Raw genomic sequence first — 13,984 nt, forward strand, 5'->3', positions numbered from 1 at the left:
ACCGCCTGCGGCCATCGGGACGGCCGTCCGCACTGGACTTGTGAGGACTCACGTGAGCTCGAAACCTGTCGTACTCATCGCTGAAGAGCTGTCGCCCGCCACGGTCGACGCTCTGGGTCCGGATTTCGAGATCCGGCACTGCAACGGCGCGGACCGCGCCGAGCTGCTCCCCGCGATCGTCGACGTCGACGCCATCCTGGTGCGCTCCGCCACCAAGGTCGACGCCGAGGCCGTCGCCGCCGCCAGGAAGCTCCGGGTCGTGGCCCGCGCGGGCGTCGGTCTGGACAACGTCGACGTCTCCTCGGCCACCAAGGCCGGCGTGATGGTCGTCAACGCCCCGACCTCCAACATCGTCACCGCCGCCGAGCTGGCCTGCGGTCTGCTGGTGGCCACCGCGCGCAACATCCCGCAGGCCAACACCGCGCTCAAGAACGGCGAGTGGAAGCGTTCCAAGTACACCGGGGTCGAGCTCAGCGAGAAGGTCCTCGGCGTCGTCGGCCTCGGCCGCATCGGCGTCCTGGTCGCCCAGCGCATGTCGGCCTTCGGCATGAAGATCGTCGCCTACGACCCCTACGTCCAGCCGGCCCGTGCCGCGCAGATGGGCGTCAAGCTCCTCAGCCTGGACGAGCTGCTGGAGGTCGCCGACTTCATCACGGTGCACCTGCCCAAGACCCCCGAGACCCTCGGTCTGATCGGTGACGAGGCGCTGCACAAGGTGAAGCCCTCGGTGCGCATCGTCAACGCCGCGCGCGGCGGGATCGTCGACGAGGAGGCGCTGTACTCCGCGCTCAAGGAGGGCCGCGTCGCGGGCGCCGGCCTCGATGTGTACGCGAAGGAGCCCTGCACGGACTCCCCGCTGTTCCAGTTCGACCAGGTCGTCTGCACCCCGCACCTCGGCGCCTCCACCGACGAGGCGCAGGAGAAGGCGGGCATCGCGGTCGCCAAGTCCGTCCGCCTCGCGCTGGCCGGCGAGCTGGTCCCGGACGCGGTCAACGTCCAGGGCGGCGTCATCGCCGAGGACGTACGCCCCGGTCTGCCGCTCGCCGAGAAGCTCGGCCGGATCTTCACCGCGCTCGCGGGCGAGGTCGCGGCCCGGCTCGACGTCGAGGTGTACGGCGAGATCACCCAGCACGACGTCAAGGTGCTGGAGCTCTCCGCGCTCAAGGGCGTCTTCGAGGACGTCGTCGACGACACCGTCAGCTACGTCAACGCCCCGCTCTTCGCGCAGGAGCGCGGTGTCGAGGTCCGCCTCACCACCAGCTCCGAGTCGCCCGACCACCGCAACGTGGTCACCGTGCGCGGCACGCTCTCCGACGGCCAGGAGGTCGCGGTCTCCGGCACGCTGGCCGGCCCGAAGAACCTCCAGAAGATCGTCGCCATCGGCGAGCACGACGTCGATCTGGCGCTCGCCGACCACATGGTCGTCCTGCGCTACCAGGACCGTCCCGGTGTGGTCGGCGCGGTCGGCAAGATCCTCGGCGAGGCCGGGCTGAACATCGCGGGCATGCAGGTGTCCCGGGCCGCCGTGGGCGGCGAGGCGCTCGTCGTCCTCACCGTCGACGACACCGTCCCGCAGTCGGTGCTCACCGAGATCGCCGAGGAGATCGGCGCGTCCTCGGCCCGTTCGGTGAACCTCACCGACTGACGCGGGCGCACAGGCTCAGAAGCACAGAAGTAGAAGCACAGAAGTAGAAGCACAGAAGCAGAACCACCACCCCCGCTCCGTACCCGGTAGCCGGCCCGCTCGTCCCGTACGAGAGGTCCCGCTGCCGGGTACGCCGCTTTGCGCGAGCAGAGGCCGGCCAACCCGCCGGGGTGGGCCCGGGGTTGGGTCCTGGGGCCCACGACGTGAGCGGGCCCCGACCCTAGGGTGACCGGTTGTCACGTCACTCATGGGCGCCGGGGGTCGGATCACGTATGTCTGTTGTCGGTGGCATACCCGTAGCGGGAGGCCCGGCTCCCGCCGTCGCCCGCTGGCGTGAACTCCCGCGCCCGCTCGTCCTGGTGCGCGTGCTGCTCCTCGTGCTGTCCGGCGCGACGGTGCTGGGCGCGATCGGCCTGTCCGGCTCGGCTCTCGCGGTGGACGCGATGGGCGCCGAGGTGCTCGGCATCCTGCTGTATGCCTCCGCGCCGGGGGTGCTCACGGCGCTGCTGGCCCGGTACGTACGCACCGGCTCCACGCGTGTGCGGTGGGGCATCGCCGCCGTCCAGGTGTGGCTGATCATCGGCGGCCTCGCCAACCTCGGCGACGGATCGCCGGACGGACTGACACAGCTGGTCCTGCCGGTCCTGATCATCGTCCTGATCAGCCGCCCCGCGAGCCGGGCGTGGTTCCGCCTGCCGCCCGGCGAGCGGGGGCAGCCGCCGAAGTTCTCGCTCCCGCACATGATCACCTGGAAGCGGGACCGGGGGCAGACCGCCCTGGAGTACCTGGGCCTGGTCCTGATCGTCGTCGCGCTGATCGCGGCCCTGACGGTGGGCGGCCTCGGCGGCCGGATCACCGAGGGCCTCCAGTCCGCGATCTGCTCGCTGACCGGCAGCTCCTGCCCGGTCTCCCCGGGCAGCGGCTCCGTCGAGGCGGGCGACCGCCCGGACGGCGGTGTGGACGGGGGTACGGACGGTGGCGCGGACGGGGGTACGTCCGGGAGCGCGGACGGGGGCGCGGACGGCGGGGCGGGCGGTGGCACGGACGAGGGAGCCGACGGCGGCGCGAACGGCGGCGCGTCCGGGAGCGCCGACGGCGGCTCGACGACCACGGGCGGCAGCACGGGCGGTACCACCGAGGGTGCCACGGACGGCGCCACCGGCGAGACCACGAGCGGCGGATCCGACAGCACCGGCGGGCCTGGCGGCACCGGCGGGCCCGACGGTGCCGGCGAGGACACCTACCCCGAGGACAGCGAGGAGCCCGAGGCCGCCTACGACGTACAGGCGTCCGACGACGGCGAAGGCGAGGGCGGCGAGCAGGCCGAGGAGAAGGAGGACTGCGGCGGCTGGGGCTTCTTCGGCTGCGCCTGGGACCGTACGACGCAGGTCTTCAAGGGCCTCGTGGTCGACGGGATCTGGGGCGACATCTCCGGGATCATCGACCTGTTCAAGCCGGAGACCTGGTCCGGCCTCGCCGACTACGGCAGGCAACTCGGCGACCAGTGGGTCCAGGACTCCTCGGGTGCGGGCGACAAGTGGGCGGACGGCGACTACCTGGGCGCGGTGTGGGACTGGGGCAAGGCCTCCGTCAGCACCGTGGTCACGGTCGGCGACGACGTCTTCGTCGGGGACGAGGTCCGCGAGCGCTGGAACAACGGGGAGAAGACCCGGGCGGTCACCGATGTGATCTGGAACGTCGGCTCGATCTTCATCCCCGGCTACAACGTCGCGAAGGTCGTCGGCAAGGTCGGCAGCCTCGGTGTGCTGGGCAGGGTCGCCGCAGCCGTGGGCCGCGCCTCCGACGACGCGGTGGCGGCGGCCCGCCGGGCCCGCCAGGCCGCGGAGGCCGGTGACCTCGACGGTGTACGGAAGGCGGCGAAGGAGGCCGACGAGGCGGCGGACACCGCCGAGGACGCGGCGCGCCGTACCGGCTGTGCCATCGCCTCGGGCCCGCCACCGGTGCGGTACGGCGGGGGCGGGGCCACCGGTGTCCCGGGCTCGGGCACCGGCGTGCTGGCGGGCGGCTCCCCGGCCCGGACCGTCCTCGCGAACGACGGGTGCGACGAGGCCGCCAAGGCCGCCGCCGACCGGGCGCGGGCGGCCGAGCGGGCCGCCCACCTGGAGCAGAAGCGGCTGGAGGAGCCGGAGCGGGCGCGCCGGGCGGAGCTGGACAAGAAGCAGTACCCCGAACCGCAGCGCAACGACACCTCCGACCCCCGCAACTACAACCCGCCGTCCTGGGCCGACGACCTGAGGGACCGGACGCTCGGGGACGCCGACGCGGGCGACGGCTACTGGGCGAGCCGGGACCGCAACCCCGCGCCGAACTGGAAGAACGAGTCCTGGCTCCGCTACCAGGAGCAGGTCACCGGCACCAACCGCGGCCAGGAGTACGTCGTGCCGCACCCCCGGGAGGGCAAGCCGGCGGTGGAGTACGACGGCTGGGACTCCTCCCGGCAGACGTTCCTGGAGGCCAAGAACGGTTACGGCAGCTATCTGTCCAAGACCGACAGCAGCACCCTCACCCCGTCCGGCAAGGACAAGTTCGTCACCGAGGCCCGCGCCCAGGTGGAGGCGTCCGGCGGCCGGAGCGTGGAGTGGCACTTCTCCGACCCGGACGTGGCCAAGGCCGCCCGCAAGGCCTTCCGCGACGAAGGGCTGCCGGTCAGGGTGGTCCACAACCCGACGAAGCCCAACGACAGCACCAGGAAGCCGGGGGCCTTCGACGAGTAGGCCGCGCCAGGACGCGAGGCCCCGGACGCGGGGCCCCGGGCCGAGTAGCCTGCAACGCGTGGTGATCCCGGCCGCCGTCCGGCCGGGGGACCGCGGCGCAGCGGGCCGGCCGACGGAGGAGAGACGAGCATGCGACGTGTAGTGCGGGGCTTCTGGGGTCCCCGGCCGGAGCCGGTCGAGGCGCTGGCCGACCGGTGGCGGCGGACCCTCGACGGGTTCGCCGAGCTGGTCCCGCAGGCGGCCGACGTCTGGAGCCAGGTCCATGGGAAAGGACCCGCCACCGCCACCGCCTTCACCGCGGACGGGGACGCCCTGGCCGCCGCGCTCCGCACCGCGCAGAGTGCGGCCGACTGGTCGGATCTCACCGGCACCGGGCTGCGGCTCGTCGGCACCGGGGCGCTCGGCTGGGAGGCCGAGGTCAGCGGACTGGCCGGGGGAGCGCCGGAGTTCCTGCTCCAGTCGCTCGCGATCGTCCTGCACGCCCCGGACGACGCCGTGGTCCCCGAGGAGGCGCTCCTGTCCCTCGTCGCCCGGGTGTGGGAACCGGACTTCGGCGACGTGAGCGACGACGACGTGCTGGACGCGCTGGAGGACGACGCCGGGTACGCCGTCGGCGACCCGGTCGTCGGCCGGACCGGCTACCTCTCCCCGGCCCGTGCCGCCCTCGTCCCCGAAGGACTGGAGACGGTCCGCGAACCCCTGCCCGGCGGTGGGGAGTTGCTGAGCATCGCGGCTCCGGGCGACAGTGCGACGGTGGTGCGGGTGTACGAGCGGCTGCGCGAGGCGGGGGCACTGGCCCCGCTGCCCCGCCCGATGACCCGGGCCGTCCTGTGACCTCCCGGGCGGGCGAGCCCTTCGACGCGGACCGCGCCGCCGCCGAGGTGACCGGACTCCTGACCGCTCCCGTACCGGCCACCGGCCCCACCGCCGCCGAGGGCGATCCGGCCACCGGTGAGTGGACGGTCACCGTCGGGGAGGGCTTCCGGATCGTGCCGCTCTGGGAGGGTGACCCGCTCGGCGGTGTGTACGCCCCCGAGTGGAACGAAGCCGAGGAGGCGGCGGCGGGCCATCTGGCGGTGCTGGCACGGGCGTTGGACGACCGCTGGGGCCCGCACCGGGCGGTGCGGCTGCACGGGCCGCTGATGCGATGGCAGGGCGGCGGGCCCGTGGAGCCGCTGTTCGAGGCGCTGTTCGCCGAGGACCTGTACGGAGATCTGGTGGTGTGGGGCCCGGTCGAATCCGGCGGCCGGTGGATCGCCCTGGCCCTCGGGCACAGCGACGGGGACGCGCCGCTGGTGCTGGCCGCCCTGGTCAGCGACCGTCCGGTCGCCGAACCGGAGGGCGGGGACGGCCCGTTGTGATGACCGCCCGGATACTGCCGGGGGTTCCGGGGCGGCCGGCGGGGTTCCCGGGCATCAGCCGTCCTGTGATGGAGTGGGTTCATGAAGCTGCTGCCCTTGTTCCTCCGACGGCCGATCGAAGCGGTGTACGAGCGCCGGCTCGCCACCACCCTGGTGGGGCTGCCGCGTCCCCAGCACGTCGGGATCATGGTCGACGGCAACCGGCGCTGGGCCCGGAAGGCCGGGCACACGGACGTCCGGGAGGGCTACCGGGCGGGCGGCGCGAAGGTGACCACGTTCCTGGGCTGGTGCACGGCCGCCGGGATCGAGCACGTGACCCTCTTCATGCTCTCCGACGACAACCTGGGCCGGCCCGCCGAAGAGCTGGGCCCGCTGATCGAGGTCATCGAGGAGACCGTCCGGGACATCACCGCCGAGGGCCGGGACTGGGAGGTCCGGGCGATCGGCTCGCTCGACATGCTGCCCGGAGCCAGCGCCCGGGTGCTCAAGGAGGCCACCGCCGCCACGACCGGGCGCGGCGGCCTCAAGGTGGACGTGGCGGTCGGCTACGGCGGCCGGCGCGAGATCGTCGACGCGGTGAAAAGCGCCTTCGAGGAGCACATCGCGGCCGGCGGCGACCCGGCCGAACTGGTCGCCCGCTTCGGGATCGACGACATCTCCCGGCACCTCTACTCACCCGTCGCCGACCACACCGACTTCATCATCCGCACATCCGGCGAGCAGCGGCTGTCCGGCTTCCTGCTCTGGCAGTCCGCCTACGCCGAGATGCACTGGGTGGACTGCTACTGGCCGGCCTTCCGGCACGTGGACTTCCTGCGCGCGCTGCGCTCGTACGCGAACCGGGAACGCCGCTTCGGCAAGTGACGGGTCCGGGGAACGCCGCTTCGGCAAGTGGCGGTCCCCGGAACGCCGTTACAGCCGCGCCCGCTTCACCGCCATGTGCAGCAGCAGCCGGTCCTCGCCGTCGTTCAGGTCCAGGCCGGTGATCTGCTGGATCCGGGAGAGCCGGTAGTACAGCGTCTGGCGGTGGATGCCCAGCGCGGCGGCCGTCCGGCCCGCCTGCCCCGCGTGGTCCAGGAACACCTCGGCGGTGTGCGCCAGCTCCCGGTGCGACGGGGTCAGCAGCGAGGCGACCGCCGGGTCCACGGGGCCGTCGCCGGTGCCCGGGAGGGCGGTCAGCAGGCGGTACGGGCCGATCCCCGACCACCGGGCGACCGGGCCGAACCGGGTTTCGGCCCGTGCCGCGCGGGCCGCGGCGGTGGCCTCGCGCCAGGAGACCGTCAGTGCGTCCAGACCCCGGCGCGGAGCGGCGATCCCCCCGGTGGCGGCCGGGCCGGCGGTGGTGCGCAGCCGGTCCGCGGCGCTCAGGGCCGGGTCCAGGCGGTCCGGCGAGCGCAGCCGGACCAGTGCGGCCAGCGACACCGGCCCGGCGGCCCCCGGCGCGGCGACCGACGCCAGCGCGGCCGCCGAGGCCACCCCCCGTACCGAAGGCGTGTCATCCGCCCACGGGGTCACGCACACCACCGTGTGCAGCCCCTCCGCGTCCCGCCCCAGGGCCTCGCCCAGCGCGGCGACGGCGGTGTCGTGCTGCCGGCCGGGGCCCGCCGCGAGCACCGCGCCGAACTCCCGCGAGAGGTCCGCGCCCGCCCGCGCCTCGTCGGAGAGCAGCGCCCCGATCCGGGCGGCGACCTCCATCGCGGCGGCCAGCTGCTCGTCGGTCGGGCCCGGGTCGGCGTCGAGCAGCCAGACGTAACCGAGGACGACACCCCGATGGCGTACCGGAAGGCAGACGCGGTCCCGGAACACCCCGGCCTCGGGGGCGGCGGGGATCCGGACGGGCCCGGTCGCCCGGGTGATGCCGAACCCCTCGAACCAGGCGCGCACGGCGGGCGTGGAGCGCCGGGTCAGGATCGAGCGGGTCCGCACCGGGTCCATCGCGGTGTCGTCGTCGCTGTCGTGGGCTCCGAAGGCGACCAGGCCGAAGTCCCGGTTCTCCAGGGTGGCCGGGGCGTCGAGAAGGGCCGAGATCTCGTCGACCAGTTCCTGGTAGTCACCTGTCACCGGGCCATTCTCGCACTCCTTCAGACAGATGTCTGAGATGGCGGCCACGGATGCGTGACAGGTGTCGATGGCACAGGATCGGAGCGGTCCCTAGATTTCACGGTGGTTATCCGTGCCGTACCGGTCCGTTTACGTTCGTACCGTTATGGCCCCTCGTCCGTACATTCGTGGAGGTACCCCGTGCTGGGTCCCGTGATTCTCGCCGCATCGCGCAGCGACAAGATGCGCCGGTTCGTCTCGGCCGCGCCCGGCACCAAGCAGGTCGTCGACCGCTTCATCGCCGGGGAGAGCGTCGACGAGGTCGTGCCGGTCGTCGAGGACGCCGCGGACAAGGGCCTGGAGGTCACGCTCGACGTCGTCGGCGAGGACATCACCACCCCCGCGCAGGCCGAGGCCGCCCGCGACGCCTACCTGGAGCTCATCGAGCGCCTGAAGGCGCTGGGCCTGGGCACCCGCGCCGAGATGTCCGTGAAGCTGTCCATGTTCGGCCAAGCGCTGGAGAACGGCCACGAGCTGGCCCTCGCCAACGTGCGCCCGGTCGTCGAGGCGGCGGCCGCCATCGGCACCACGGTCACCCTGGACGCCGAGGACCACACCACCCTCGACTCGATGTTCGCCATCCACGAGGAGCTGCGGAAGGACTTCCCGCAGACCGGCTGTGTCATCCAGTCCTACCTGTTCCGCACCGAGGACGACGCCCGCCGCCTGGCCGAGGCCGGCAGCCGCGTCCGCATCGTGAAGGGCGCCTACAAGGAGCCCGCCTCCGTCGCGTACCAGGACAAGGCCGAGATCGACAAGGCGTACGTCCGTATCACGAAGATCCTGATGGAGGGCGAGGGCTACCCGATGATCGGGTCCCACGATCCCCGTCTCATCGCCATCGCCCAGGAGCTCGGCCGCCAGGCAGGGCGCAAACTGGATGAGTACGAGTTCCAGATGCTGTACGGCATCCGCAGCGACGAGCACATCCGGCTCGCGGCCGAGGGCCACCGGATGCGCGTCTACACGGCGTACGGCACCGACTGGTACGGATACTTCATGCGACGCCTCGCGGAGAAGCCGGCCAACCTGCTGTTCTTCGGCCGCTCGATCCTCACCAAGGGCTGAGCACCCAGCCCCGACCCCGGGCTGAACCGGCCACGGCCGACACATCCATCCCCGCCGACACCAAAAGGAGACAAGGCAACCATGGACGCCGTCACCCAGGTCCCCGCGCCGGTCAACGAGCCGGTTCACTCCTACGCCCCGGGCTCCCCGGAGCGCGCCCGCCTGGAGGTGAAGCTCAAGGAGCTCGCCGACAACCCGATCGACCTGCCGATGACCATCGGCGGCGAGAAGCGGATGGGCGGCGGCGAGCGCGTGAACGTCGTACAGCCGCACAACCACCAGGCCGTCATCGGCACCTTCGCCGGGGCCACCGAGCAGGACGCCCAGGACGCTGTCGACGCGGCCCTCGCCGCCGCTCCGGCCTGGCGCGCGATGTCCTTCGACGACCGCGCGGCGATCATCCTGCGCGCCGCGGAGCTGCTGGCGGGCCCCTGGCGCGAGACGCTGGCCGCCTCCACCATGCTCGGCCAGTCCAAGACCGCCCAGCAGGCCGAGATCGACACCCCCTGCGAGCTCATCGACTTCTGGCGCTTCAACGTGCACTACGCGCGCCAGATCCTCGCCGAGCAGCCCCCGGCGAACTCCCCGGGCGTGTGGAACCGCATGGACCACCGCCCGCTGGAGGGCTTCGTCTACGCGATCACGCCGTTCAACTTCACGGCCATCGCGGGCAACCTCCCCACAGCCCCCGCCCTCATGGGCAACGTCGTGGTGTGGAAGCCGTCCCCGACCCAGACCCACGCCGCCGTGCTGCTGATGCAGCTCCTGGAGGAGGCCGGTCTGCCCAAGGGCGTCATCAACCTGGTCACCGGCGACGGCATCGCCGTCTCCGAGGTGGCGCTGAACCACCGCGACCTGGCCGGTATCCACTTCACCGGCTCGACCCCCACCTTCCAGCACCTGTGGAAGACGGTCGGCAACAACATCGCCAACTACCGCACCTACCCGCGGCTCGTCGGCGAGACCGGCGGCAAGGACTTCGTCGTCGCGCACCCCAGCGCCGACCGCGCCATCCTGAAGACCGCGCTGACCCGCGGCTCCTTCGAGTTCCAGGGCCAGAAGTGCTCGGCGTCCTCGCGGGCGTACGTCCCGGCCTCCATCTGGAACTCCGGTTTCCAGGAGGAGTTCGCGGCCGAGGTCGACTCGATCACGATGGGCGACGTCACCGACCTGTCGAACTTCATCGGGGCCGTCATCGACGAGCGCTCGTTCGCCAAGAACAAGGCCGCGATCGACCGCGCGAAGTCCGACCCGGCGTGCACCGTCGTCGCGGGCGGCACCTACGACGACTCGGTGGGCTACTTCGTCCGCCCGACCGTCATCGTGTGCTCCGACCCTTCGAGCGAGGTCTTCACGACCGAGTACTTCGGTCCGATCCTCGCGATCCACGTGTACGAGGACGAGAAGTACGACGCCATGCTGGAGCAGATGGAGTCGGTCTCCGACTACGCGCTGACCGGCTCGGTCATCGCGGGCGACCGCGCGGCCGCCGCGTACACGATGGACAAGCTCCGCTACGCCGCGGGCAACTTCTACATCAACGACAAGTCGACCGGCGCCGTCGTCGGCCAGCAGCCCTTCGGCGGCGGCCGCGCCTCCGGCACCTGCGACAAGGCGGGCGCCCCGCAGAACCTCCAGCGCTGGACCCTGACCCGGGCCATCAAGGAGACGCTGGTCCCGCCGACCGACTACACCTACCCCCACCAGGGCTGACGCCCTCCCGGGGCGCCGCAGCACGACGCCCCGGAACCGGGGTCTCTCCGGAGACCTCCTGAGCACCGCCCCCCGACCGGCCCCCCTGCCGGCCGGGGGGCGGTTTCCATGGGTGTGCCGCGTTCACGGGCCCGGCGAGGCTCCTCAGATCTCCACGAGCACCTGGTGCAGTGACTTGCGCACCAGGTCGGGGACCACGCAGTCGTCGGCGGGATAGCCGACGGGGATCACGGCGAACGCCTTCTCGTTCCCGGGCCGGTTCAGGACCTCGCCGAGGAAGCGCATCGGGCTCGGGGTGTGGATCAGCGCGGCGAGACCGGACAGGTGCAGGGCGGTGAGCAGCATGCCCACCGCGATCCCGACCGACTCGTCGACGTAGTAGTGCTTGCGCTTCGTGCCGTCCTCGCCCAGCCAGTAGCGCTGCTGGAACACCACGATCAGGGCGGGCGCGTCCGTCATATGGGCCTTCACCGCGTCCGTGCCCAGCGGGCGCAGCGCGGCCAGCCACTCCTCGCCGAGCCGTCCGTCGTAGCTCACCTTCTCCTCGTGCTCGGCGGCCTCCCGGATCCGGCGGCGGACCTCGGGGTCCTTGACCAGGGCGAAGGTCCACGGCTGCTGATGCGCGCCGGAGGGGGCGGTGGCCGCGCACGCGATGGCGTCGCGCAGCACCTGCTCGGGGACCGGGTCGGGGGAGAAGGCGCGGACGGTCCTGCGCCCGTCCATGCCCTCCCGCAGCCGGGCGGCGCGGGCGAGGGACTCCTCGGGGGCGATCCGCTCGGGGCGGTAGGGCGTGGGGCGGTACGGGTCGCCGTGAGTGGGCGACCACTGCGGGGGTGCGGGCGTCGTGTCGGACATGGCCGCAGTGTGCGCGGTGGGGGCGGCCGGGGGGAAGCGGGACTTCGGACAGGCGCGGAGCCGGTCCCGGTCAGCGTCCGATGACCGGTGACCGGTGCGGCCTGTCCGCCCAGCGGGGCCCCGGCACGCGGTCTTGTGAAATAAGTAATGAGCATGTCAAATTCCTTCTCGGTACGTCCCCACACGTCACCCTGAAGGAGCTCCCCCCATGAGAAGCAACTCCCGTGCGCGCCTGGGTGTTTCCCTGCTGCTCGTCGCCGGCGCCCTCGGCCTCGGAGCCGCCCCCTCCACCGCCGCCGACACCCCGGATGCCGCCCCCTCGGCGATCCCCGCCCCGTCCGCGTACGCGCTCGACGCCGCCGTCGAACGCCGGCTCGGGGCCGCCACCGCCGGCAGCTACCTCGACGCGAAGACCGGGAAACTGGTCGTCACCGTCACCACCGACCGGGCCGAGGAGCAGGCCCGCGCCGCCGGCGCCACCGTCCGCCGGGTGGCCCGCAGCGCCGCCCGGCTCGACGCCGTGATGGACACCCTGGAGGCCGAGGCGAAGATCACCGGCACCTCCTGGGGCGTCGACCCGCGCACCAACCGGGTCGCGGTCGAGGCCGACTCCTCCGTCTCCGCACGGGACATGGCCCGCCTCGAAGCCGTCGCCGAACGGCTCGACGGCGCGGTCGACATCAAGCGCGTACCGGGCGTCTTCCACCGCGAGGTGCTGGGCGGCGGAGCGATCTACGGCGGCGGCAGCCGCTGCTCGGCCGCCTTCAACGTCACCAAGGGCGGGGCGCGCTACTTCGTGACCGCCGGACACTGCACCGACATCTCCGCCAACTGGTCGGCCCGCTCCGGCGGTCCGGTCATCGGCGTCCGGGAGGGCAGTAGCTTCCCGGTCAACGATTACGGCATCGTCCGCTACACCGACGGCTCATCGCCCGCCGGGGCCGTCGACCTCTACAACGGATCCACCCGGGACATCACCTCCGCCGCCAACGCCGTGGTCGGCCAGGCGATCCAGAAGAGCGGGTCCACCACCAGGGTGACCTCCGGCACGGTCACCGCCGTCAACGTCACCGTCAACTACAGCGACGGGCCCGTCTACAACATGGTCCGCACCACCGCCTGCTCGGCCGGCGGCGACAGCGGCGGCGCCCACTTCGCCGGATCCGTCGCCCTCGGCATCCACTCCGGCAGCTCCGGCTGCTCGGGCACCTCGGGCTCGGCCATCCACCAGCCGGTCACCGAGGCGCTCTCGGCGTACGGCGTGACGGTGTACTGAGCCGCCACCGCTGGCCCCGCCACCGCTGGCCACCTCCACTGCCACTGCTCGCCCCGCCCGCCCGGACCACCGCGCACCCCGGTCCGGGCGGGCCTCAGTCGGCGATCCGGATCAGCATCTTCCCGGTGTTCTCGCCCCGCAGCATCCCGAGGAACCCGTCCACCGTCCGCTCGAAGCCGTCCACCACGGTGACGTCCGGCACGATCAGGCCACTTCGCAGATGGGGCACCAGAAGTGCGTCCAACTCCCGCTGCGCGTCAGGGTAGTTGCGCACCATCACGCCTTCCAGGCGCAGGCTCTTCTCCACGATGTCGAACAGGTTGCGCGGAGCGGCGGGCGGCTCGTGCGCGGAGTGGTACTGGGAGATGGCGCCGACCCAGGCGATCCGCCCGTGCTCGCGGAGTACGGAGATCGCGCCCTCCAGATGGTCCCCGCCGACGTTGTCGACATAGGCGTCGATGCCGTCCGGGGCCGCCTTCGCCAGCAGTTCGCCGACCGGTCCTTCGTGGTAGTCGAAGGCCGCGTCGAAGCCGAGCTCCCCGGTCGGCCGGGCGGCCTTCGCCGGTGTTCCCGCGCTGCCGATGAGGCGTCCGGCGCCCAGCAGCCGCGCGATCCGCCCCACCGCCGTGCCGACCCCGCCCGCCGCCGCCGAGACGAACAGGTCCTGACCGGCCCGGAATTCCAGCGTCCGGGTGAGCGCCACATAGGCGGTGAGCCCGGTCCCGCCGAGGATCGAGAGGTGGGCGGTGAGCGGGACCCCGTCGTACGAGGGCACCGGACGCACGCTGCCTTCGCCGGGCGTCACCAGGGCGTGGGTCCGCCAGCCCGCGCGGTGCAGGACGAGGTCGCCCTCCGCGAGTCCGGGGGCGCGGGAGGCGGTCACCCGGCCGAGCGCGCGGCCCTCCAGCGGGACGCCCAACTCCCAGCCGCCGTCCATCTCCTCGCGGTGGTACGGGTCCACCGAGAGGTAGAGGTTCTCCACCACCGCCGTGCCGGGAGCCGGCTCCGGTACGGGCGACTCGTCGACGGCGAAGAGATCCGCCGTCGGGAAGCCGTGCGGCCGGGCGGCGAGGTGATAGGTGCGGGCGGTGCGCTGTGTCGTCATGCCATGGACGATAAAGAGGGAACACGCCGGTCGGGCAGGGGGTGGCGTCGATGGAAGAATCATTTCCATGAGCAGCTCTCATGTGTCGGGCCCGGGATCGCCCGGGGCGCAGGGCATGGGGCGGGC

General features: G+C 72.6%; 11 protein-coding genes. 8 read left to right on the plus strand and 3 right to left on the minus strand.

The features are described 5' to 3' along the window. Positions 1-52: 52 nt before the first annotated feature. The 5 genes from serA to ACGF2Y_RS00335 all read left to right on the plus strand — a co-directional run bounded on the left by serA (position 53) and on the right by ACGF2Y_RS00335 (position 6,605). The gene (gene serA / locus ACGF2Y_RS00315; RefSeq protein WP_392941639.1) at positions 53-1,645 is read left to right on the plus strand and encodes a phosphoglycerate dehydrogenase; all 1,593 of its coding nucleotides are present in this window, start codon (positions 53-55) and stop codon (positions 1,643-1,645) included. Between the two features lie 272 nt (positions 1,646-1,917). Then, positions 1,918-4,380, plus strand: coding sequence for a Tox-REase-5 domain-containing protein (locus tag ACGF2Y_RS00320; RefSeq protein WP_392941642.1), 2,463 nt, complete (start codon positions 1,918-1,920; stop codon positions 4,378-4,380). A gap of 129 nt (positions 4,381-4,509) precedes the next feature. Beyond that, the gene (locus ACGF2Y_RS00325) at positions 4,510-5,214 is read left to right on the plus strand and encodes a hypothetical protein (protein ID WP_392941644.1); all 705 of its coding nucleotides are present in this window, start codon (positions 4,510-4,512) and stop codon (positions 5,212-5,214) included. Continuing rightward, on the plus strand, positions 5,211-5,741 hold the full coding sequence (locus tag ACGF2Y_RS00330; RefSeq protein WP_392941646.1) for a hypothetical protein: 531 nt from the start codon (positions 5,211-5,213) through the stop codon (positions 5,739-5,741). The genes ACGF2Y_RS00325 and ACGF2Y_RS00330 overlap by 4 nt, the downstream gene beginning before the upstream one ends. Positions 5,742-5,822: 81 nt before the next feature. Beyond that, the gene (locus ACGF2Y_RS00335) at positions 5,823-6,605 is read left to right on the plus strand and encodes an isoprenyl transferase (RefSeq protein ID WP_392941649.1); all 783 of its coding nucleotides are present in this window, start codon (positions 5,823-5,825) and stop codon (positions 6,603-6,605) included. A 48-nt stretch (positions 6,606-6,653) separates the two neighbouring features. On the opposite strand, the gene ACGF2Y_RS00340 is transcribed toward ACGF2Y_RS00335, so the two are convergent. Continuing rightward, on the minus strand, positions 6,654-7,802 hold the full coding sequence (locus ACGF2Y_RS00340; RefSeq protein WP_392941651.1) for a PucR family transcriptional regulator: 1,149 nt from the start codon (positions 7,800-7,802) through the stop codon (positions 6,654-6,656). Between the two features lie 180 nt (positions 7,803-7,982). Between ACGF2Y_RS00340 and ACGF2Y_RS00345 the strand changes: the two genes are divergently transcribed. Both ACGF2Y_RS00345 and pruA read left to right on the plus strand, forming a co-directional pair. Further along, complete coding sequence (locus tag ACGF2Y_RS00345; protein WP_392941653.1) at positions 7,983-8,909, plus strand: proline dehydrogenase family protein; 927 nt, start codon at positions 7,983-7,985, stop codon at positions 8,907-8,909. Between the two features lie 81 nt (positions 8,910-8,990). Beyond that, entirely contained in the window at positions 8,991-10,622 is a 1,632-nt protein-coding gene (pruA, locus tag ACGF2Y_RS00350) for an L-glutamate gamma-semialdehyde dehydrogenase (RefSeq protein WP_392941656.1), read from the plus strand. A gap of 144 nt (positions 10,623-10,766) precedes the next feature. On the opposite strand, the gene ACGF2Y_RS00355 is transcribed toward pruA, so the two are convergent. Next, positions 10,767-11,477, minus strand: coding sequence for a nitroreductase family protein (locus tag ACGF2Y_RS00355; RefSeq protein ID WP_392941658.1), 711 nt, complete (start codon positions 11,475-11,477; stop codon positions 10,767-10,769). A gap of 208 nt (positions 11,478-11,685) precedes the next feature. On the opposite strand from ACGF2Y_RS00355, the gene ACGF2Y_RS00360 reads away from it, so the two are divergent. Next, positions 11,686-12,753, plus strand: a complete 1,068-nt coding sequence (locus tag ACGF2Y_RS00360) for a S1 family peptidase (protein ID WP_392941660.1) — start codon at positions 11,686-11,688, stop codon at positions 12,751-12,753. 94 nt (positions 12,754-12,847) lie between these two features. Here the strand turns inward: ACGF2Y_RS00360 and ACGF2Y_RS00365 are convergent, their stop codons facing one another. After that, positions 12,848-13,858 (minus strand): NADP-dependent oxidoreductase, encoded by a 1,011-nt coding sequence (locus tag ACGF2Y_RS00365; RefSeq protein ID WP_392941663.1) that lies wholly within the window; start codon positions 13,856-13,858, stop codon positions 12,848-12,850. Between the last annotated feature and the right edge of the window lie 126 nt (positions 13,859-13,984).

The sequence above is a fragment of the Streptomyces sp. NPDC048142 genome (assembly GCF_043202835.1).
Classification (GTDB): domain Bacteria; phylum Actinomycetota; class Actinomycetes; order Streptomycetales; family Streptomycetaceae; genus Streptomyces.